The sequence below is a fragment of the Cupriavidus phytohabitans genome (assembly GCF_000426345.1).
In the GTDB taxonomy this organism is placed as follows: domain Bacteria; phylum Pseudomonadota; class Gammaproteobacteria; order Burkholderiales; family Burkholderiaceae; genus Cupriavidus.
On record NZ_AUFE01000009.1, the window covers coordinates 24,272 to 44,715 of the forward strand.

Here is a 20,444-nt window from a genome sequence, read left to right on the forward strand (position 1 = left end):
GACATTGGCAATACAAATGGAGACCCTCATGAAGCAAGCCCTTCAACGCATCGCCGCCAAGCCCACCACCACCTTCGCCAACCGGCGCAAGGCCGTCGCCGCCACGCTGGCGGCTCTCGGTGCCGCGTGGCTGGCGCCTTCCGCGCTGGCGCAGGACGCCTATCCCAGCCGCCCGGTCACGCTGGTGGTATCCGCCGCGGCAGGCGGCACCACCGACATCGCGGCACGGATGATTTCGGAGCCGCTGTCCAAGGCGCTGGGCCAGCCGGTCGTGGTCGACAACAAGCCCGGCGGCAACGGCGGCATCGCCGCGCAGCTGGTGGCGCGCGCCAAGCCGGACGGCTACACGCTGATGCTGCAGTACTCGGGCTTCCACGTGATCACGCCGCTGCTGATGAAGAACCTGTCGTGGGATCCGGTCAAGGACTTCGCGCCGGTGGCCAATATCCTGTCGGCGCCGCAGGTGCTGGTGGTGCGCCAGAACCTGCCGGTCAAGTCGCTGAAGGAACTGGTGGCATATGCCAAGGCCAACCCGGACAAGCTCAACTACGCGTCGTCGGGTAACGGTTCGCTGCAGCACGTCTCGACCGAGTTGCTGAACCAGATGGCCGGCACCAGGATCGCCCACGTCCCGTACAAGGGCACCGGTCCGGCCATCACCGACCTGCTGGGCGGCACGGTCGACCTGACCATGACCACGCCGCCCCCGCTGATGGGCCATATCGCCGCGGGCAAGCTGCGCCCGCTGGTGGTGACCAGCAAGACGCGCCTGCCCAGCCTGAAGGACGTGCCGTCGGCACCCGAGGCCGGCTCTCCCGACCTCGACGTGTCGTCGTGGTTCGCGATGTACGCGCCGGCCGGCACGCCCAAGGCCGTGGTCGACAAGCTCGCCGGCGAGATCGAGAAGATCATGCGCACCGAAGCCTTCCGCAAGAAGGCCGAGGAACTGGGCGCCGAGGCGAAGTACATGAACCCGCAGCAGCTGGCGCAGTACCAGAAGGCGGAACTGGCGCGCTGGGGCAAGGTGATCAAGTCCGCCGATATCCACGCCGAGTAAGGAGGACGAATCTTGTCTCCCCTCTCCCGCACGCGGGAGAGGGGAGCACACCGGCAGCTCGCCTAGGTATAGATACCGATGCGGGCGTGCTACCCACCCAGTAGCATCGCAACTTGCCGCACGGCGGCACGCCGTGTTTTCGTGCACCGCCGTCCGGATCCAAACGGACAGGAAACGGGTAGGAGACAAGCATGTATAACAAGAAATTCTGGAAGCAGTTCCTGATCGCGCTGGCGCTGTTCCTGGCCGGCTGGTTCACCTTCGGCCATGCGCAGGCGCAGGGCAAGCCGGAGAAAACCAAGGTCACCATCGCGGTCGGCGGCAAGAACCTGTTCTACTACCTGCCGCTGACCATCGCCGAACGCCAGGGCTACTTCAAGGACGAAGGCCTGGATGTCGAGATCGTCGACTTCGCCGGCGGCGCCAAGGCGCTGCAGGCCGTGGTGGGCGGCAGCGCCGACGTGGTCTCGGGCGCCTACGAGCACACCATCAACCTGCAGGCCAAGGGCCAGCGCTACCAGGAATTCGTGCTGCAGGGCCGGGCGCCGCAGATCGTGCTGGTGGTGTCGAACAAGACCATGCCCGACTTCAAGTCGATCGCCGACCTGAAGGGCAAGAAGATCGGCGTGACCGCGCCCGGGTCGTCGACCAACATGATGGCCAATTTCGTGCTGGCCAAGCATGGCCTGAAGCCGTCTGACGTGTCCTTCATCGGCGTGGGCGCCAGCGCCGGCGCCGTGGCTGCCATGCGTTCGGGCCAGATCGATGCGATGGCCAACCTCGACCCGGTGATCTCGATGCTGACGCAGAAGAACGAGGTGCGCGTCGCTTCGGACACGCGTACGCTCAAGGACACGCAGGCAGTGTTCGGCGGCAGCATGCCGTCGGGCTGCCTGTACGCCTCGCAGGCCTTTATCCAGCAGAACCCCAACACCACGCAGGCGCTGACCAATGCCATGGTGCGCGCGCTCAAATGGCTGCAGAAGGCGGGTCCGTCCGACATCGTCAAGACCGTGCCGGAAAGCTACCTGCTGGGCGACCGCGCGCTGTACCTGGCCGCCTGGGACAAGGTCAGGGAAGCGATTTCGCCGGACGGCACCATGCCGGCCGATGGCCCGCGCACCGCGCTGAATACGCTGCAGCAGTTCGACGCCCAACTGAAGGGCAAGCCGATCAAGCTGGAAGAGACCTACACCAACGCCTTTGTGCAGAAGGCCAACGCCAAGTACAAGTAAGACCGTATCGCGCACGGCACCGGCCCGCTGTTCACAGCGGGCCTTTGCTTTGCGGCAGCGGCGGCCACTCCATCATCACTCGCCAGCGGCACGGCCGGCGAAAAACACGGTGCACCATGAGCATTCCCGCACTCTCCCTCGACAAGGTCACCTGCACCTTTGTTTCGCGCGATGACCGCAGCCAGCGCTATACCGCGGTCAAGGACGTCACGCTGTCGATCCAGCCGGGCGAGTTCGTCTCGGTGGTCGGCCCGACCGGCTGCGGCAAGTCCACGCTGCTGAACGTCGGCGCCGGCCTGCTTGAGCCTTCCACCGGCGAGGTACGCGTGTTCGGCGAGCCGCTGCGCGGCATCAACCGGCGCGCCGGCTATATGTTCCAGACCGAGGCGCTGATGCCATGGCGCAGCGCGCTCGACAACGTCGTTGCCGGCCTCGAGTTCCGCGGCGTGGCGCGCGCCGAGGCCGTGCGGCAGGGCGAGGACTGGCTGCGCCGCGTGGGCCTGGGCGGCTTCGGCGACCGCTATCCGCACCAGCTTTCCGGCGGCATGCGCAAGCGCGTGGCGCTGGCGCAGACGCTGGTGCTGGACCCGGACATCATCCTGATGGACGAACCGTTCTCCGCGCTCGATATCCAGACGCGGCAGCTGATGGAGAACGAAGTGCTGGACCTGTGGGCCGCAAAACGCAAGGCCGTGCTGTTCATCACCCACGACCTCGACGAGGCCATTGCCATGAGCGACCGCGTGGTGGTGCTGTCGGCAGGGCCGGCCACGCATCCCATCGGCGAGTTCGCCATCGACCTGCCGCGCCCCCGTGACGTGGCCGAGATCCGCAACCATCCGCGCTTTGTCGAACTGCACGCCGCGATCTGGGACGTGCTGCGCGAGGAAGTGCTCAAGGGTTACGCGCAGCAGCGCAAGGTGGCCTGAGCCCGCCCATTGCAACGTCATCACAACGACAACCAATCCCGATGGCATTCCGTAACGACTCCAAAGGCATGCTGCGCGTCTGGCAGCTGCTGGTGCTGGTGGTGATCCTGGGCGTCTGGCACATCGCCACGCGCTCGCAGCAGGTCGCCTTCTTCTTCGGCGAACCGCTGATGGTCGCGCAGCGGATCTGGAGCTGGTTCTTTATCGAGCGCGATATCTACCTGCACCTGGGCGTGACGCTGCTCGAGACCGTGCTGGCCTTCGGCATCGGCACGCTGGCGGGCCTCGGCGTGGGCTTGTGGCTGGCGCTGAGCCCGATGACCTCGGCGATCCTGGATCCCTATGTCAAGGCGATGAACTCGATGCCGCGCGTGATCCTGGCGCCGATCTTTGCGGTGTGGTTCGGCCTGGGAATCTGGTCGAAGGTGGCGCTGGCGGTGACGCTGGTGTTCTTCATCGTCTTCTTCAACGTCTACCAGGGCGTCAAGGAAGTGAGTCCGGTGGTGCTCGCCAATGCGCGCATGCTGGGCGCCAGCCAGCAGCAGCTGCTGCGCCATGTGTACCTGCCGAGTGCCACCAGCTGGGTGTTTTCGTCGCTGCATACTTCGGTGGGCCTGGCCTTTGTCGGTGCGGTGGTGGGCGAGTACCTGGGCTCGGCGCGCGGCGTGGGCTACCTGATCCTGCAGGCCGAGGGCACCTTCGACATCAACACCGTGTTCGCCGGCATCGTGGTGCTGACCGCGTTTGCGCTGATGCTGGACTGGATGGTCGGCGTCGGCGAGAAGCGGCTGATGAAGTGGCAGCCTAGGAGCGGGGAGACGGAGAAGCTGTAGGCTCGGCCGCATCCTCGGCCGCATCCTCGGCTTCCGCCATGCCGAAACGGACCGAGGCGGTCAGTCCGCCACCGGGCGTCCCTGACAGCACCACGCTGGCGCCGTGCAGCCGCGCGATCTCGCGCACGATCGACAGGCCCAGCCCGGTGCCTTCCGCGCACTGTCCGCTCTCGCCGCGATAGAAGCGGCGGAACACCGCCTCGCGTTCGGCAGGCGCAATGCCTGGCCCGTTGTCCACCACCTGCAGCACCGGCATGCCGCCCGACAGTGCAACCCGGACGGTGACCACCGCGCCTCGGCCCGCATAGCGGATCGCATTGTCGATCAGGTTGCCCGTCATCTCCTGCAGCAGCTCTGGCTGTCCGTCGAGCGGCACCGGACCCTCCTGCTCGAATCCCAGGTCGACCTGGCTGCCCCGCGCCACCGGTGCCCATTCCAGCGCCACGCCCTGCGCCAGCGTATCGAGCCGCAGTGGCCGCAGCGTCGGCGCGTAGCCCGCGTCCGGCTCCAGTCGCGACAGCGACAACAGCTGCTGCACGCCCTTGGACGCATGCCGCACGGTGCCGTGCAGCAGCCGCATATGCTCGCGCACGCGTTCGCCATCGCGTTCTCTCAATGCCAGTTCGGACTGCGCCTGGATGATCGCCAGCGGTGTCTTGAGCTGGTGCGCGGCATCGGCAAAGAAGCGCTTGCGCGCCTGCACCATGCGATACAGCCGCGCCATGTACTGGTTCAGCGCCTGCACCAGCGGCTTCATCTCCGCAGGCAGGTCCTTCTGCTCGATCGGGTCCAGCTGGGTGCCGCGGTGCGCGACGATGTCGGAAAGCCGGTGCAGCGGCCGCAGTCCGCGGCGCACGCCGAACCAGACGATGCCCAGCGCCAGCGTCACCAGCACCAGCTCCTGCAGCAGCGATCCGACCAGGATGTCGCGCGCCAGCAGCTGGCGCGGCTCGATGGACTCGCCGACCAGCACCCACACCAGCCGCGTGCGGGCCGAGCCGACGTCGTGGACCGGCAGCGGCTGCGCCGCCATGCGCAGCGGCTGTTCGCGGAACTCGGTGTCGTAGAACACGGTACGGTAGAGCTGCAGCGGTGCTTCGGCGGGCATCGGCAGGTCGTCGTAGCCGGTCACGGTGGCGCCAGCTTCGTCGCGGATGCGGTAGTAGATGTGCGGACCGGCCTGGTCGTCGAACAGCTCCAGTGCAAGATTGGGCAGGTCCACGTCAAGTCGCCCCTCGCGCAGCCGGATGCCTTCGCGCATGGCGCGCAGCGACGCTTCCAGGGTGCGGTCGAACGCGGTATGCGCGGCCGACATGGCGCGCTGGTATGTGAGCCAGGCATCGAAGGCGAGCAGGCCCATCAGCGGCACCAGCAACCACAGCGACAGCTGCAGCCGCAGGCTGGGCGGCCGGCGCGCAATCTTCATTGCGGACGCGCACAGGCCGACGCCGGCCGCGACTCGAGCAGGTACCCGAGGCCACGCAGCGTGACGATGGCCACGCCGCTGCCATCGAGCTTCTTGCGCAGGCGGTGCACGTAGATCTCGATTGCGTCCGGGTTCACCGATTCATCGATGCCGAAGATCTTCTCCGACAGGGCTGCCTTGTTGACCGCGCGGCCGTCGCGCAACAGCAGGACTTCCAGCACGGCGCGCTCGCGGCCGGTCAGCGCCAGCAACTCGCCGTGCAGCATGAACGCGCGGCTGATGCTGTCGTAGTGGAGCGGGCCGAACGCCAGTTGCGTGTTGTCATGGCCGTGGCTGCGGCGGATCAGCGCGCGGGCGCGCGCCTCCAGTTCGGACAGGTCGAACGGCTTGGCCAGGTAGTCGTCGGCGCCAAGGTCGAGGCCGCGCACGCGGTCTTCCACCGAGCCGTGCGCGGTCAGGATCAGCACCGGCAGCGGATTGCGCCGCTGGCGCAGGCGGCGCAGCACCTCCAGCCCGTCGAGTCCCGGCAGGCCGAGGTCCAGGATCAGCAGGGCGTAGTCCTGGGTGCACAGCAGGCTGTCGGCGCTGCGGCCGTCGTGCATGCAATCGACCGTGAAGCCGGCCTGGCCCAAGGCCTGGCTCAGGGAGTTGGCAAGCATCACATTGTCTTCGGCAAGCAGGATACGCATGGAACAGGGGCAGGGCAGGAAGATCGGCAAAACGGCATGGCATCCCGCAGGCGTGCTGCAGGAACGGCTGAGGCCAGACTGATACAGCGATCTGCTGCGCCTTAGAAGCTAGGGAAACCCCCAACCCCGGGTTGCGCCGGCATGCGTGAATTGACCCGATTCCGAAAGCGAACTGAAAGTGCGCGTCGCCTACCATCCGCCCCGTTCCAGCATCAACACCACAACAACCACACAAACCAAGGAGACATCATGAAGCGCATGGCCATGGCAATCGCGACGTTGGGGCTGGCTGCAGCCGGTTCGGCATCCGCCCAGTCGAGCGTGACCCTGTACGGGCTGGTGGACGCCGGTATCGAATACGTCAGCCATGCCGGCCCGGACGGGTCGGCGGTGAAGCTGACCTCGGGAGGCAAGAACACGTCGCGCTGGGGCATCCGCGGCAGCGAAGACCTGGGCGGCGGGCTCAAGGCCATCTTCAACCTCGAAAGCGGCATCGCCATCGATACCGGCCGGCTGGACACCGACAACACGCTGTTCGATCGCCGCGCCACCGTGGGGCTGTCGAGCCGGTATGGCCAGGTGGTGCTTGGCCGCACCTTCACCACCACCTACGACTTCATGCTGCCGTTCGACCCGATGGGCTATGCGCCGGCCTATTCATGGGCCACGTCGTCAACCGCCACCGGCGGCCGCAAGGACGGGCTGTTCTCGCGTGCGTCCAACGCGATCCGCTATGACGGCAGCTTCGGCGGCCTGAAGCTGGGCGCGACCATGGCGCTGGGCGAAGTGGCGGGTGATTTCAAGAGCTCGTCCAAGTACGCGCTCGGCGTCGGCTACAACGCCGGCAAGTTCGCCGCGGCGGCGACGTGGGACCGCCAGAACGGTGCCGGCGCCAGCACCACGCCGGCCGACAGCACCGACTACATCCAGGGCATCCACGCCGGCGCCAGCTACGACTTCGGCGGCCTGAAGCTGTTCGCCGGCTACCGCAACTACAAGCGCACCTTTACCACCGGCGCGCCGGACGACCGCAGCGACATGTACTGGGGCGGCGCCAGCTACGGCTTCACCCCGGCATTCACGCTGTACGGCGCGGTCTACAAGCAGAACATCAAGGGCGGCAACAATGCCGACCCGATCCTGTTCTCGCTGCGCGGCCAGTACGCGCTGTCCAAGCGCACGCTGGCCTACCTGTCGGTCGGTTATGCGGAGGCGCGCAACGGGCAGAACGTCAGCGTGTCGCGCGACCTGGTCGGCTATGCCAGCAACCAGACCGGCGTGATGGCCGGCCTGCAGCACCGCTTCTGACGGGAGCCGACTGGCGATTGACGATTGGGAACTGCCTGCCGCCCTGGCGTAGGGGTGTACGCCGACAAGGACGGCAGGCAGCTTGAGGCGCGTTGCCTCAGCGGGCGCAGGGCGTTGCCGCACGTCCTGCGCCCTTCTTTTATCGGCGGCGGGGCAGGGTGCCCGCCGCCCGGCGCGTGCCCAGGATCACGCTCAGGTCACGCTCCCGGCACGATCACGATCTTGCCGGTCACCTTGCGCGCCTCCATGTCCTTGAGCGCTTGCGGTGCCTGTTCCAGCGGATAGCGCGCCGAGATATGCGGGCGGATCTTGCCTTCCTTCATCCAGCCCAGCATCTGCGCCATGTTGGCCTGGTTGGCCTTGGGCTCGCGGCGCACGAAGTCGCCCCAGAACACGCCCACCAGCGACGCCCCTTTCAGCAGCGCCAGGTTCAGCGGCAGCTTCGGGATCTCGCCGTTGGCAAATCCCACCACCAGGTAGCGGCCGCGCCAGCCGATCGAGCGGAACGCCGGCTCGGCATAGATGCCGCCCACCGGGTCGTAGACGACATCCGGGCCCTTGCCGTCGGTCAGCGCCTTGACGCGCTCGCGCAGGTCTTCGGTGCTGTAGTTGATCAACGCATCGGCACCGTGCTCCTTGCACACCGCCAGCTTCTCGTCGGTCGAGGCGGCGGCGATCACGCGCGCGCCGATGGCCTTGCCGATCTCGATTGCCGCGATGCCCACGCCGCCGGCCGCGCCCAGCACCAGCATGGTCTGGCCCGCCTTCAGCTCGCCGCGGTCGATCACCGCATGGTGCGAGGTGCCGTAGGTCAGCGTGAAGGCCGCGGCGGTCTCGAAGTCGATCCCCGGCGGCATCGGCACCACCGAGGCGGCGGGCGCCTTGGCCTGCGTGGCAAACGCGCCGTTGCCCAGGTAGGCGATGACCTTGTCGCCCGGCTTGACGTGGGTGACGCCTTCGCCCACCGCCTTGACCACGCCGGCCAGTTCGGAGCCGGGGCTGAACGGCAGGGCAGGCTTGGCCTGGTATTTGTTCTGGATGATGAGCACATCCGGGAAGTTGACCGCTGCCGCCTTCACGTCGATGACCACTTCGCCCGCGCCCGGCACCAGATCGGGCAGGGTTTCCACGGTCAGCGAATCAGGGGGGCCCCAGGCTTTGCACAGTACGGCTTTCATCTTGTCTCCGGTCGATGTTTATGGCATTCGTGTGGCATTCCGCGCCAGTCAAGCTTATGCGGGCGGGCAGGGCAAGTGTAGCGTACAAATAGCACGGTCGTTCTGTTCCATGCCGAAGCCGCTGGAGCGGTTATTTGCGCCCTGCATAGCGTTTCGCGGAGTGCCCCGGAACATGGTGCCGGCGCGGCTCAGGGGGCGCTTGTACGGCGCGCGCTCAGGTACAATCGCGCCATGCATATCCTCCTTGCCAACGATGACGGTTATCTCGCGCCGGGACTGGCCGTTCTGCATGCTGCGCTCGCCCCGCTGGGCCGGATCACGGTCATCGCGCCCGAGCAGAACCACAGCGGCGCTTCCAACTCCCTGACGCTGCAGCGCCCGCTGTCGATCTACGAAGCGCGCGAAGGCGTGCAGAAGGGATTCCGCTTCGTCAACGGTACGCCGACCGACTGCGTGCACATCGCGCTGACCGGGCTGCTGGACGAGAAGCCAGACCTGGTGGTGTCCGGCATCAACCAGGGACAGAACATGGGCGAAGACGTGCTGTATTCCGGCACCGTCGCCGCCGCCATCGAAGGCTACCTGCTCGGCATCCCGTCGGTCGCCTTCTCGCAGGTCGACAAGGGCTGGGAGCATCTCGACGCAGCCGCGCGCGTCGCGCGCACCGTGGTCGAGCGCATCATCGGCCAGCCGCCCGCCGAACCCTTCCTGCTCAACGTCAATATCCCCAGCCTGCCGTTCGAGCACATCAAGGGCTATCGCGCCACGCGCCTGGGCAAGCGCCATCCTTCGCAGCCGGTGATCACGCAGGTGAATCCGCGCGGCGACACCAACTACTGGATCGGCCCGGCCGGCGATGCGCGCGATGCCAGTGAAGGCACGGACTTCCATGCCACCGCCGCCGGTTACGTCTCGCTGACGCCGTTGCAGCTCGACCTGACCCATCGCGGGCAGCTCGATGCGCTCGACCAGTGGCTGAAATAGGCAGCCGCTTCGCAGTGTCGCGCCCCCGATGAGTTCCACGCCCCGACGCAACAAGTTCCCCTTGCCGCTGGACGCGGTCGTCGAACGCAAGCCCGCACCGGCACGCACCGCCGGCATGCCTGCCGTCGACGCGCGGCGCACGGGCACGTCCGCACCGCCACCGAAACCGGCCAAGCCAAGGCTGCCGCGCACCGCGGCACCGGCGCCGGCGCCCGCACCCGCGAGCGCGGTGGAGCAGCGCGCCTCGGCGGCCACGGCCGGCGGCGGCGGCATGGCGTCCGCGCGCGCGCGCGCCGCGCTGGCGGCGCGGCTGCGCGCCGGCGGCATCCGCGACGAGCGCGTGTTGTCGGCCATCGCTGCGGTGCCGCGTCACCTGTTCGTCGAGCCGGGGCTGGCGTCGCAGGCGTATGAAGACGCCGCGCTGCCGATCGGCCACCAGCAGACCATTTCCAAGCCATCGGTGGTGGCGCGCATGATCGAGCTGCTGCGCGACGGCCTGGCCGCCGACACGCCGCTGGAGCGCGTGCTGGAGATCGGCACCGGCTGCGGCTACCAGGCCGCGGTGCTGAGCCAGGTGGCGCGCGAAGTCTTCTCGATCGAGCGCATCCGGCCGCTGCACGAGCAGGCCAAGGCGAACCTGCGCCCGCTGCGCGTGCCCAACCTGCGCCTGCACTATGGCGACGGCATGCTCGGCCTGCCGCAGGCGGCACCGTTCTCGGCCATCATCCTGGCCGCCGCCGGCATGGAAGTGCCACAGGCGCTGCTGGAACAACTGGAGGTAGGCGGGCGGCTGATCGCCCCGGTGGCCGTGGTGCCGCCGGCGGGCGTGCCCGGCCAGACCGTGACGCAGCAGTTGCTGCTGATCGAGCGGCGCAACCGACATCGCTTTCACAGAACCGCGCTTGAAGCCGTTTTCTTTGTGCCCTTAAAATCGGGCACCATCTGAGTCGAACTATGCACAACATCGTGAAATCGCAATATTTCGCACGCGCCGGTCAACTTTTTACGGCTTCTGCGCTGACGGCCCTGCTGGCCGCCTGCGCTAATTCGCCGATGCCGGCCCCTGTCGTTGACCGCACCTCCACCTCGGGCGCTGCCGCCGCCTCGATGGAGCCGGCCCCACCGGGATACTATCGGGTCAAGCGAGGCGATACGCTTTATCGAATCGCCCTGGAAAACGGCCAGTCGTACCGTGATGTCGCGACCTGGAACAACCTGTCCAATGTGAACCAGATCGAAGTTGGCCAGTTGTTGCGCATCGTGCCTCCGGGTGCCGACGTCAACGCTGCGCCCGGGGTTTCCACCACGCCGATCGCCCCGGCCACGGTGCAGGCCCAGCCGATCGACCAGGCGCGCCCGGTGGGCACGCCGGCAGTGGCAACCCCGGCCCCGTCAGCGCCCGCGGCGCCTGCCGCGGCGGCCGCCACGCCGTCCGCGCCGGTCGCCGATGGCGCGATGAAGCTGGCCTGGCCGGCAACCGGCCAGATGGTCGGTAAATTCGATGACAAGGGTAATAAGGGCATCGATATTGCGGGCAAGAAGGGCGATGCGGTGCTGGCTGCCGACGATGGCCGAGTGATTCACGTTGGCCCCTTGCGCGGCTACGGGAATCTTGTCATCATCAAACACAACGAGACATTTCTTACTGCGTACGGGCATAACGAGAAGGTGCTCGTGGCAGAGCAATCCGCGGTCCGCAAGGGCCAGAAGATTGCGGAGATGGGCAACAGTGATACCGACCGGGTGAAGCTTCACTTCGAAGTTCGCAAGAACGGAAAACCGGTTGATCCGATGCGGTACCTGCCGCCACAGTGAGGGTTCATGCCACGCCAGAAAACCGTCTCCTCCGGAACAACTGTCAGTAGGGCTCGCCGTCCAAAGCAGCCGGAAGTGAAGGCTGGTGTGGCACATCCCGACGAGCACGCCGACGCGCAAGCGTTCGAGCCAGATCTTGCTGCCGACCTGATTCCCGTGACCGACGAGCCGATCGCCACCTCCACTTCGGTGGGCCTGCGCGAATCGGACCTGCTCGCCGACGACAATGACCGCCATCTGCGCGATGACGACGATGACGAGTCTGAAGACGAGGAAGAAAGCGAAGGCGAGAATGGCAGCGATGGCGCAGCGGCCGAGCACGATGATTTCCGCACGGTGCTGCATACCGAGCTGGCCGCCGACACCGTCCAGCATTACCTGAACCGCATCAGCATCAAGCCGCTGCTGTCCGCGCCGGAGGAATTGCATTTCTCCACGCTGGCCAAGGACGGCGACTTTGCGGCGCGCCAGGTCATGATCGAGCGCAACCTGCGGCTGGTGGTCAGCATCGCCAAGGGATACCTCAATCGGGGGGTGCCGCTGCTGGACCTGATCGAGGAAGGTAATCTCGGCCTGATGCATGCGATCGAGAAATTCGATCCGTCGCGCGGGTTCCGCTTCTCGACCTATGCGACCTGGTGGATCCGCCAGAGCATCGAGCGCGCCATCATGAACCAGGCCCGCACCGTTCGCCTGCCGGTGCACGTGATCCGCGAACTGAACCAGGTGCTGCGCGCCAAGCGCCATCTGGAGAAGGGCGGTACCGACGGGCGCGACGCCAGCCTGGAAGACATCGCCCACCTGCTGGGCAAGACGCCGGACGAAGTGCAGGACGTCCTGGCACTCAACGAACACACCACCTCGCTCGATACGCCGTTCGACCTCGATCCCGGCTCGAGCCTCCTGGATTTCCTCTCTGACGAGCACAACGCCGCCCCCGATCAGGAGGTGGCGCACCGCGAACTGGAAGGGCTGATGAAGCTCTGGCTCGCGCGCCTGTCGGAAAAGCATCGCTATGTGGTGGAGCGCCGCTTCGGCCTCAACCATATCGAACCAGCCACGCTGGAAGAGCTCGCCGAGGAGATGGGCCTGACGCGCGAGCGCGTACGCCAGATCCAGCAGGAGGCGCTGGTCAAGCTCAAGCGGCATTTCGCTTCGCAAGGTGTCAGGAAGGACGCCGTTTTATGACCCCTGTGCTGGTATTCGACATCGAGACCATTCCCGATGTCGCCGGCCTGCGCCGTTTGCATGACCACCCCGACGCGATGAGCGACGGCGAAGTCGCCGAACACGCCTTTGCCGCCCGCCGCGAGAAGACCGGCAGCGATTTCCTGCCGCACTACCTGCAGCGCGTCGCCGCGATTTCCTGCGTGCTGCGGCGCACGCACCGCGATGGTTCGGCCGTGTTCCATGTGGGCTCGCTCGGCACCACCGAGGACAACGAGGCCACGCTGATCCAGAAGTTCTACGAACTGATCGCCCGCTACAGCCCGCAACTGGTTTCATGGAACGGCGGCGGATTCGATCTCCCCGTGCTGCATTACCGCGGCCTCGTCAACGGCGTCACGGCGCCGCGCTACTGGGAGATGGGCGAGGGCCGCGACGAAGACAGCCGCGACTTCAAGTGGAACAACTACATCAGCCGCTATCACATGCGGCACCTGGATCTCATGGACCTGCTGGCGATGTACCAGCCGCGCGCCAGCGCACCACTGGATGACCTGGCCAAGCTGTGCGGTTTCCCGGGCAAGATGGGGATGGATGGCAGCAAGGTCTGGCACGCATACCAGGCTGGCCAGCTCGACGAGATCCGCGCCTATTGCGAGACCGACGTTGTCAACACCTACCTGATGTACTGCCGTTTCCAGCTGATGCGCGGCGGCATGTCGCCGCGCGAGTTCGACACGGAGATGGACCTTGTCCAGGAATCGCTGGCGGAGCTGCCCGGCGAGCAGTGGATGGAATACCTGCAGGCCTTCCGCCTGCAGCGCCTCACGCCCGAAGTCGACGACTTCGAGGATTGATCGCGCCGGCGCCCGCCGGCGTGCGCCACGGCCTTAGAGGTCCAGCGACAGCAGGATCGGCTGGTGGTCCGAGTCGGCGGTATCCGCGTTGATCTCGCAACGCCGGATCCGCGCGGCCAGGTTATCCGTCACGAACATGAAGTCGCAGGCGAACGGTGGCTCGGGCCATTGCTCCTTGTCATGGATGGCGCAGGTCGGCGCGTGCGGCTGGCCGGGATGCGTGAGCAGCCAGGCGTCGCGCCATGGCGTGGTGGCGTCGTCGAACGGCTCCAGCATGCGGCGATAGGCAATGTCGTCGGGTTTGCTGTTGAAATCGCCGCACAGGATGGCTTCGGCGGGGCGCGGTTCCGGCGTGAACGGCCCGGGCCACTTCTCGCTGCGGCCCGGGCGCCGCGCGTGGTCGCAGGCCTGGACATGCCAGTCGCGCAGGGCTTCGGCCTGCGCCGCGCGCTGGAGCGCCGAGTAATATTCAAGGTGCGTGCAGATCACGCGCAGTGGCAGTGTGCCGGCTTCGACGGTGACTTCCAGCGCAACGCGCGGCATCGACGCCACTTGCGGGTCTGCAGGCCACGGCAATGCGTGCCGGAATACCTCGCGTACTGATAGCCGCGTGGCGATCAGGTTGCCGAATTGCTTGCGTGTGCCGTTGCGGTCGCGCCGGTCCACGCCTGACGCAAAGAGCAGGTGATAGCCTGGCAGCAGGGCGCTCAGTTCTGCCACCTGGTCGATGCCCGGCTCGCCACGCAGTTCCCCGAAGCCGCGCGTGACTTCTTGCAGGCAGATCACATCGGCATCGGCCATCGCGCGCAGCGTGTCCACCTGCCGCGCAAGGTCCACACGTCCGTCCGCGCCGCGGCCCCACTGGACATTCCACGAAATCAGTTCCATACAACGCCTCCGTCGTTGACCCGGCCGGTCTGGCATACAATCGCCCTTTCGTAAAACAATACGTCAGGTTTTATCTGGTGTCCCAAGCCGTGTCCTCCCCACAAGAAACGTCCGCCGCCGTGCCCGAATCAGCCGCACCGGGTGCCGCTCCCGCCGCAAAAGAGTCCCGTGGCCGTGGCAATGCCAGTGGCAATGCTCCGGGCGCCGATCCGGTGGTGTCGATCGATAGCCTTGACATGGAGGCGCGCGGCGTCGGCCGCCTGGTCAACGAGGACGGCACGCCTGGCAAGGTGATCTTTGTCGAAGGCGCATTGCCCGGCGAGACGGTCAGCTATCGCAGCTATCGCCGTAAGCCCAGCTTCGAGCAGGCGCACCTCGGCGAAGTCCTGCAGGAATCGGTGATGCGCGTGAAGCCGGGCTGCCAGCATTTCGGCGTCTGCGGCGGGTGCTCGATGCAACACCTGGATTCGCGTGCGCAGCTGGCGATCAAGCAGCGCGTGCTTGAAGACAATTTGTGGCACCTGTCCAAGGTGAAGCCCGACGTGGTGTTCCGCCCGATCGCCGGGCCAGACTGGGGCTACCGCTACCGCGCGCGCTTGACCGTGCGCCATGTGGTGAAGAAGGGCGGCGTGCTGGTGGGCTTCCATGAGCGCAAGAGCAGCTACGTCGCCGACATGACGCGTTGTGAAATCCTGCCGCCGCATGTGTCGGCGATGCTGGTGCCGCTGCGCGAACTGGTGGCGGGACTGTCGATCCGCGACCGCATGCCGCAGATCGAACTGGCCGTCGGGCACGAAGTGACGGCGCTGGTGCTGCGTATCCTCGAGCCGCTGACCGACGCCGACAAGGACCTGCTGCGCGTCTTCGCCGACGCGTACAAGGTGCAGTTCTGGCTGCAGCCGAAGGGGCCGGACACGGTCTACCCGTTCTACCCGGCTGACGTCGAGCTGGCCTATACGCTGCCGGAATTCGGCATCCGCATGCCGTTCAAGCCGACCGACTTCACGCAGGTGAACCACCAGATCAACCGCGTGCTGATCGGCCGCGCGCTGCGCCTGCTCGATGCGCAGCCGGGCGACCGCCTGCTCGACCTGTTCTGCGGCATCGGCAACTTCACGCTGCCGCTGGCCACGCAGGGCAAGTCGGTGATGGGTATCGAAGGCAGCGAGGCGCTGACCACGCGCGCGCTGGCCAATGCGGATTACAACGGGCTGGCCGAGAAGACCGAATTCGCATGCCGCAACCTGTTCGAAGTCACGGCTGACGACATCGCCGCGCTGGGCCGCTTCGACCGCTGGCTGGTCGACCCGCCGCGCGAAGGCGCGCTCGCGGTGAGCAAGGCGCTCGGCGAGCTGGCACAGCAGGGCAGCGACGTGCTGCCGCAGCGCATCGTCTATGTGTCGTGCAGCCCGGCCACGCTGGCGCGCGATGCCGGCCTGCTGGTGCACGAGGCGGGCTACCGGCTGAGCGGCGCCGGCGTGGTCAACATGTTCCCGCACACCTCGCACGTGGAGTCGATCGCGGTGTTCGACCGCGGCTGATCGCTGCGTGCGTCCAAAAGAAAAGCCGGCCAACAGGCCGGCTTATTTCATGCCGCGGCGTTTGCCGTCATTCCCGGCTGCCGCCGAAGATGCCCAGCAGCGCCAGCAGGTTGACGAAGACGTTGTATACGTCGAGGTAGATCGCCAGCGTGGCGGTAATGTAGTTGGTTTCGCCGCCGTTCACCACGCGCTGTACATCGAACAGGATGTACGCCGAGAAAATACCGATCGCGATCACCGACACCGTGATCATCAACGACGGCAGCTGCAGCCAGATATTGGCAACGCTGGCCAGGATCAGCAGGATCACGCCGACGAACAGGAACTTGCCCAGGCCGGAGAAATCGCGCTTGCTGACGGTGGCGATGGTCGCCATCGCGCCGAACACTGCTGCCGTGCCGCCAAAAGCGTACATGATCAGCGCCGGTCCGTTGGAGAACGCCAGCGTCACGCTGATCAGCCGGGACAGCATCAGTCCCATGAAGAACGTGAACGCCAGCAACAGCACCACGCCCATGCTGCTGTTCTTGGTCTTCTCGATGGCGAAGAAGAACCCGAATGCAATGGCCAGGAAAAGGATCAGCGACAGGCCGGGGCTGCCCGCCATGAAGCTGAAGCCGGTGGCCACGCCGATCCACGCACCGAGCACGGTAGGGATCATCGAGAGGGCCAGCAGCCAGTAAGTGTTGCGCAAGACCCGGTTGCGAACGACGACGTCAGTGACGGTCGACGCACTATTGCCGAAACCGTAGGTATTCAGCTTGTTATCCATGGTGACTCCTGTCTCAAAACGGTGAGGCTGCCGGGCCTGTCCGAAAGAAAGAGAATATTCGAATGGACCGCGGACGGAACCATCGTCAATGTGGCATCTGGCCGGCCGAATTGCAAGGGCGGGGTAACCCAGCAGGCACCCGCATTCGCTGTTACAGCCGGTTTGGCGCCGCCTTCGTTTGACGGAGGGCGGGGCGTCGTGTTCCTGACATGACAAGGATGTAATGTGCCGCCAATGCGACTTGCGGCCGAAATGGGTCGCAGGACCCGTAGCACCAACGCCGGAGCGGTCCAGACCCTCGAAAGGGTCATCATCTTCGTGCTAGAATCGCACGTTTAATCCATTTGTAACCCCTTCATTTTTCGGAGTTTTTCATGGCGATCGAACGCACCCTGTCGATTATCAAGCCGGATGCCGTGGCCAAGAACGTCATCGGCCAGATCTACGCCCGTTTCGAGGCCGCCGGCCTGAAGATCGTTGCTGCCAAGATGGTGCACCTGTCGCGCGGCGAAGCCGAGCAGTTCTATGCTGTGCACAAGGAGCGTCCGTTCTTCAAGGACCTGGTCGACTTCATGGTTTCCGGCCCGGTCATGATCCAGGCCCTGGAAGGCGAGAACGCTATCGCCAAGAACCGTGACCTGATGGGCGCCACCGACCCGAAGAAGGCCGAGAAGGGCACCATCCGCGCCGACTTCGCCGACAGCATCGACGCCAACGCCGTGCACGGCTCGGACGCCGCCGAAACCGCTGCCGTGGAAGTTGCCTTCTTCTTCCCGGGCATGAACGTCTACAGCCGCTGATCGGCTGCTGACTGACACTGAAGCTGAGTTTGCCGTCATGAACCATCTCGTCAACCTGCTCGACTACGACGCGGACGCGCTCACCGCCTATTGCGGCGAGCTCGGCGAGAAGCCGTTCCGTGCGCGGCAACTGCAACGCTGGATCCACCACTATGGTGCCAGCAGCTTCGACGCCATGTCGGATCTCGCCAAGTCGCTGCGCGAAAAGCTCTCGACCCGGGCCGAGATCCGCGCGCCTGCCGCCATTACCGACAACCTGTCGGCCGACGGCACGCGCAAGTGGCTGCTCGACGTCGGCCAGGGCAACGCAGTGGAAACGGTGTACATCCCCGAGGAAACGCGCGGCACGCTGTGCGTCTCCTCGCAGGCGGGCTGCGCGGTCAACTGCCGCTTCTGCTCGACCGGCAAGCAGGGCTTTTCGCGCAACCTGACCACGGGCGAGATCATTGGCCAGCTGTGGATGGCGGAGTTCGCCATGCGCGAGCAGCTGGGTCGTGGCCCCAGGGACGACCGCGTCATCTCCAACGTGGTGATGATGGGCATGGGCGAGCCGCTGCTGAACTACGATGCCGTGGTGCCGGCCATGCGGCTGATGCTGGACGACAATGCCTACGGCCTGTCGCGCCGCCGCGTGACACTGTCCACCTCGGGCGTGGTGCCGATGATGGACCGGCTGTCGAAGGACCTGCCGGTGGCCCTTGCCGTGTCGCTGCACGCGTCCAACGACGCCTTGCGCGACGTGCTGGTGCCGCTGAACAAGAAGTACCCGCTGGCCGAGCTGATGGCGGCATGCCGCCGCTACCTGGAATTCGCGCCGCGCGATTTCATTACTTTCGAATACTGCATGCTGGACGGTGTCAATGATGGCGTCGAGCATGCGCGGGAACTGCTGAAGCTTGTCGCCGACGTGCCGTGCAAGTTCAACCTGATCCCGTTCAACCCGTTCCCCGAGTCGGGCCTGAAGCGTTCCAACAACGAGCAGATCCGGCGCTTCGCGCAGGTGCTGATGGACGCCGGCATCGTGACCACCATCCGCAAGACGCGCGGCGACGACATCGACGCCGCTTGCGGCCAGTTGGCCGGGGAAGTGAAGGATCGTACCCGTCTGGCCGAGCGCGGCAAGTTCGGCAAGATCACGCCACTGGTGCCGGTCAACGGCGCCGGCCAGCCTCGGGAGGCTCGCCCTGCATGATCCGTCTGATCGCTGCAGCCCTGTTCGGGCTGTTGATGTTGTCCGGCTGCCAGCTGCCGCACACGCCGGCGCAGGATCTCCAGACCGCTTCCGACCAGACCGATGCAAGGCGCCGTGCCAGCATCCGGCTGCAGCTGGCCACCAACTATCTCGAGGCCGGCCAGAATGCGGTCGCGCTTGACGAGATCAAGCAGGCGATCGCCATCGATCCATCGCTCGCGGATGCCTACCATGTGCGCGCGCTGATCTATATGAACATGAACGAGCAGCCGCTGGCCGACGACAGCTTCCGCACCGCGGTGTCGATGCGCGGCAACGATGGTGATCTGCTCAACAACTATGGCTGGTTCCTGTGCCAGTCGGGCCGCTATGGCGAAGCCGTGCCGATGCTGCAGCGCGCCGTGTCGGCACCGTCGGCGGGCGGCCCGGTGAAGCCGCTGATCAGCCTGGGGGCGTGCGAGCTGCGCCGCGGCAACAGCGCCGAGGCGGAAAAGAATCTGAAGGCCGCGCTCGGCTACGACCGCAACAACCCGGTGGCTAACACCAATCTGGCGTTGGTCTACTACCGGCGCGGCGATTTCGCGCAGGCCCGGCAGTATGCCCAGCGCGTCAACAGCAGCCAATTTGCCAGTGCGCAATCCCTCTGGCTGGGAGCGCGCATTGCACACCGCCAGGGCGATGGCCGCACGCAGGATGCGCTGGTCGCGCAGCTGCGCAGCCGCTTCCCCGATTCGCGTGAGTTGACCGCCTACGAACAAGGAGCATGGGATGAGTGAGCACGACCGCGCCGCAGGCCAGGCCGTACCGACGCAATACGTCGGCGGTGGCGCGCACGAAGGAGACCGCGAAGCCGCAGCGCGCGAGATTGGCGCGGCACTGGCGCGCGAGCGCGAGGCGCAGCGGATGTCGGTGGAAGACGTCAGCGCGCGCCTGAAGGTGGCGGCTCCGAAGCTGCGCGCGATCGAAGCCGGCGACCTGCAGGCGCTGCCCGATGTCACTTTCGCCAAGGGCGTGATGCGGGCCTACGCGCGCATGCTGCATGTCGATATCGACGCGCTGCTGGCGCGCTTCCAGCCTCCGGTGGCACCGGTCACCGAAATTGCACGCCAGCGCGAGGGCAGCCTCAATGCCACGTTCGACGACCGCAATCGCTTCCGCACCGGCGGAGCCGGTGGGCGCTGGATCTGGCTGGCCCTGGTGGCGGTAGTGCTGGCCGCCGGTGGCTGGTTCGGCCTGGACCATATCCGCCAGTGGATCGATACCCGCGGCAGCGCGGCCGAGACTGCCACGACGGAGGAACATGCCGCTGCGCAATCGACAGAGCCCGGCACGGTGACCGCAGCGCTGCCGCCGGTAATGGCCGCCGCCGACTCGCCGGCGCCCTCGGCCGAAACCACACCGGCCACCGCCGTGGCCGTGGCCGCGGCTGCCGCGCCGGCATCAGTAGCGGTGGCCGTGCCTGCTGTTGCGCCGGTTGCAGCAACGCCTGCGCCGGCGCCCGCAGCGACGGCAGCGCTGGCAGCGGCGGCCGGTGAGGGTGAGCTGCAGATCCGCTTCGCCAGCGACACCTGGTATGAAATCCGCGACAGCAGCGGCAAGATCGTGCTGGGCGGCACGGCCAAGGCCGGCCAGGCGGTGTCCGGTGGCGGCAAGGCTCCGTACAAGGTGGTGATCGGCAACGTCAAGGGGATCGAGTCGATGACGCGCAACGGCACGCCGGTCGACCTGAAGGCAGCCAACCGCAACAACGTGGCGCGCCTGACGCTGCCCTGA

20 protein-coding genes are annotated in these 20,444 nt (G+C 66.3%); 15 read left to right on the forward strand and 5 right to left on the reverse strand.

From position 1 onward, the window contains the following. The first annotated feature begins 28 nt into the window (after positions 1-28). From K309_RS0109060 to K309_RS0109075, 4 genes are all read left to right on the forward strand, one after another. Positions 29-1,057: a Bug family tripartite tricarboxylate transporter substrate binding protein gene (locus K309_RS0109060; RefSeq protein ID WP_029046128.1), complete on the forward strand. Its 1,029-nt coding sequence runs from the start codon at positions 29-31 to the stop codon at positions 1,055-1,057. Positions 1,058-1,248: 191 nt separating this feature from the next. After that, a complete protein-coding gene (locus tag K309_RS0109065; RefSeq protein ID WP_029046129.1) occupies positions 1,249-2,292 on the forward strand; it encodes an ABC transporter substrate-binding protein in 1,044 nt (347 codons plus the stop codon). A 116-nt stretch (positions 2,293-2,408) separates the two neighbouring features. Continuing rightward, on the forward strand, positions 2,409-3,221 hold the full coding sequence (locus K309_RS0109070) for an ABC transporter ATP-binding protein (RefSeq protein WP_029046130.1): 813 nt from the start codon (positions 2,409-2,411) through the stop codon (positions 3,219-3,221). Between the two features lie 41 nt (positions 3,222-3,262). Further along, the gene (locus K309_RS0109075; protein WP_029046131.1) at positions 3,263-4,054 is read left to right on the forward strand and encodes an ABC transporter permease; all 792 of its coding nucleotides are present in this window, start codon (positions 3,263-3,265) and stop codon (positions 4,052-4,054) included. Here K309_RS0109075 and K309_RS36205 read toward each other — a convergent pair. Then, on the reverse strand, positions 4,026-5,480 hold the full coding sequence (locus K309_RS36205; RefSeq protein WP_051320392.1) for a sensor histidine kinase: 1,455 nt from the start codon (positions 5,478-5,480) through the stop codon (positions 4,026-4,028). The genes K309_RS0109075 and K309_RS36205 overlap by 29 nt on opposite strands. Beyond that, the gene (locus K309_RS0109085) at positions 5,477-6,169 is read right to left on the reverse strand and encodes a response regulator (RefSeq protein ID WP_029046132.1); all 693 of its coding nucleotides are present in this window, start codon (positions 6,167-6,169) and stop codon (positions 5,477-5,479) included. The genes K309_RS36205 and K309_RS0109085 overlap by 4 nt, the downstream gene beginning before the upstream one ends. A gap of 249 nt (positions 6,170-6,418) precedes the next feature. On the opposite strand from K309_RS0109085, the gene K309_RS0109090 reads away from it, so the two are divergent. After that, positions 6,419-7,477 (forward strand): porin, encoded by a 1,059-nt coding sequence (locus tag K309_RS0109090; RefSeq protein WP_029046133.1) that lies wholly within the window; start codon positions 6,419-6,421, stop codon positions 7,475-7,477. Positions 7,478-7,674: 197 nt separating this feature from the next. Here K309_RS0109090 and K309_RS0109095 read toward each other — a convergent pair whose 3' ends face one another. After that, on the reverse strand, positions 7,675-8,655 hold the full coding sequence (locus K309_RS0109095; RefSeq protein ID WP_029046134.1) for an NADPH:quinone oxidoreductase family protein: 981 nt from the start codon (positions 8,653-8,655) through the stop codon (positions 7,675-7,677). 231 nt (positions 8,656-8,886) lie between these two features. Here K309_RS0109095 and surE point away from each other — a divergent pair, with 231 nt between their 5' ends. From surE to K309_RS0109120, 5 genes are read left to right on the forward strand one after another with little or no spacing between them, the layout of a single operon-like run. Then, entirely contained in the window at positions 8,887-9,639 is a 753-nt protein-coding gene (surE, locus tag K309_RS0109100) for a 5'/3'-nucleotidase SurE (RefSeq protein ID WP_029046135.1), read from the forward strand. Between the two features lie 28 nt (positions 9,640-9,667). Next, entirely contained in the window at positions 9,668-10,585 is a 918-nt protein-coding gene (locus K309_RS0109105) for a protein-L-isoaspartate(D-aspartate) O-methyltransferase (protein WP_029046136.1), read from the forward strand. Between the two features lie 8 nt (positions 10,586-10,593). Further along, complete coding sequence (locus tag K309_RS0109110) at positions 10,594-11,454, forward strand: peptidoglycan DD-metalloendopeptidase family protein (protein ID WP_029046137.1); 861 nt, start codon at positions 10,594-10,596, stop codon at positions 11,452-11,454. Between the two features lie 6 nt (positions 11,455-11,460). Beyond that, positions 11,461-12,642, forward strand: a complete 1,182-nt coding sequence (gene rpoS, locus K309_RS0109115) for an RNA polymerase sigma factor RpoS (RefSeq protein ID WP_029046138.1) — start codon at positions 11,461-11,463, stop codon at positions 12,640-12,642. Further along, the gene (locus K309_RS0109120; protein WP_029046139.1) at positions 12,639-13,478 is read left to right on the forward strand and encodes a 3'-5' exonuclease; all 840 of its coding nucleotides are present in this window, start codon (positions 12,639-12,641) and stop codon (positions 13,476-13,478) included. The genes rpoS and K309_RS0109120 overlap by 4 nt, the downstream gene beginning before the upstream one ends. A 33-nt stretch (positions 13,479-13,511) precedes the next feature. On the opposite strand, the gene K309_RS0109125 is transcribed toward K309_RS0109120, so the two are convergent. Beyond that, positions 13,512-14,366 carry an endonuclease/exonuclease/phosphatase family protein gene (locus K309_RS0109125; RefSeq protein ID WP_029046140.1) on the reverse strand — a complete coding sequence of 285 codons (855 nt, stop codon included), beginning with the start codon at positions 14,364-14,366 and terminating at the stop codon, positions 13,512-13,514. Between the two features lie 236 nt (positions 14,367-14,602). Between K309_RS0109125 and rlmD the strand changes: the two genes are divergently transcribed. Then, positions 14,603-15,907 (forward strand): 23S rRNA (uracil(1939)-C(5))-methyltransferase RlmD, encoded by a 1,305-nt coding sequence (rlmD, locus tag K309_RS0109130; protein ID WP_232232349.1) that lies wholly within the window; start codon positions 14,603-14,605, stop codon positions 15,905-15,907. A gap of 67 nt (positions 15,908-15,974) precedes the next feature. Here the strand turns inward: rlmD and K309_RS0109135 are convergent, their stop codons facing one another. Beyond that, entirely contained in the window at positions 15,975-16,679 is a 705-nt protein-coding gene (locus tag K309_RS0109135) for a Bax inhibitor-1/YccA family protein (RefSeq protein WP_029046142.1), read from the reverse strand. 374 nt (positions 16,680-17,053) lie between these two features. Here K309_RS0109135 and ndk point away from each other — a divergent pair, with 374 nt between their 5' ends. Genes ndk through K309_RS0109155 form a run of 4 tightly spaced genes read left to right on the forward strand, consistent with a single transcriptional unit; the run spans position 17,054 to position 20,444 of the window. Then, positions 17,054-17,479, forward strand: coding sequence for a nucleoside-diphosphate kinase (gene ndk / locus K309_RS0109140; RefSeq protein WP_012353167.1), 426 nt, complete (start codon positions 17,054-17,056; stop codon positions 17,477-17,479). Positions 17,480-17,516: 37 nt separating this feature from the next. Further along, positions 17,517-18,671 (forward strand): dual-specificity RNA methyltransferase RlmN, encoded by a 1,155-nt coding sequence (gene rlmN / locus K309_RS0109145; protein WP_029046143.1) that lies wholly within the window; start codon positions 17,517-17,519, stop codon positions 18,669-18,671. After that, positions 18,668-19,447, forward strand: a complete 780-nt coding sequence (gene pilW / locus K309_RS0109150; protein WP_029046144.1) for a type IV pilus biogenesis/stability protein PilW — start codon at positions 18,668-18,670, stop codon at positions 19,445-19,447. Before rlmN ends, pilW begins: the two co-directional genes overlap by 4 nt. Continuing rightward, positions 19,440-20,444 carry a RodZ domain-containing protein gene (locus K309_RS0109155; RefSeq protein WP_029046145.1) on the forward strand — a complete coding sequence of 335 codons (1,005 nt, stop codon included), beginning with the start codon at positions 19,440-19,442 and terminating at the stop codon, positions 20,442-20,444. Before pilW ends, K309_RS0109155 begins: the two co-directional genes overlap by 8 nt.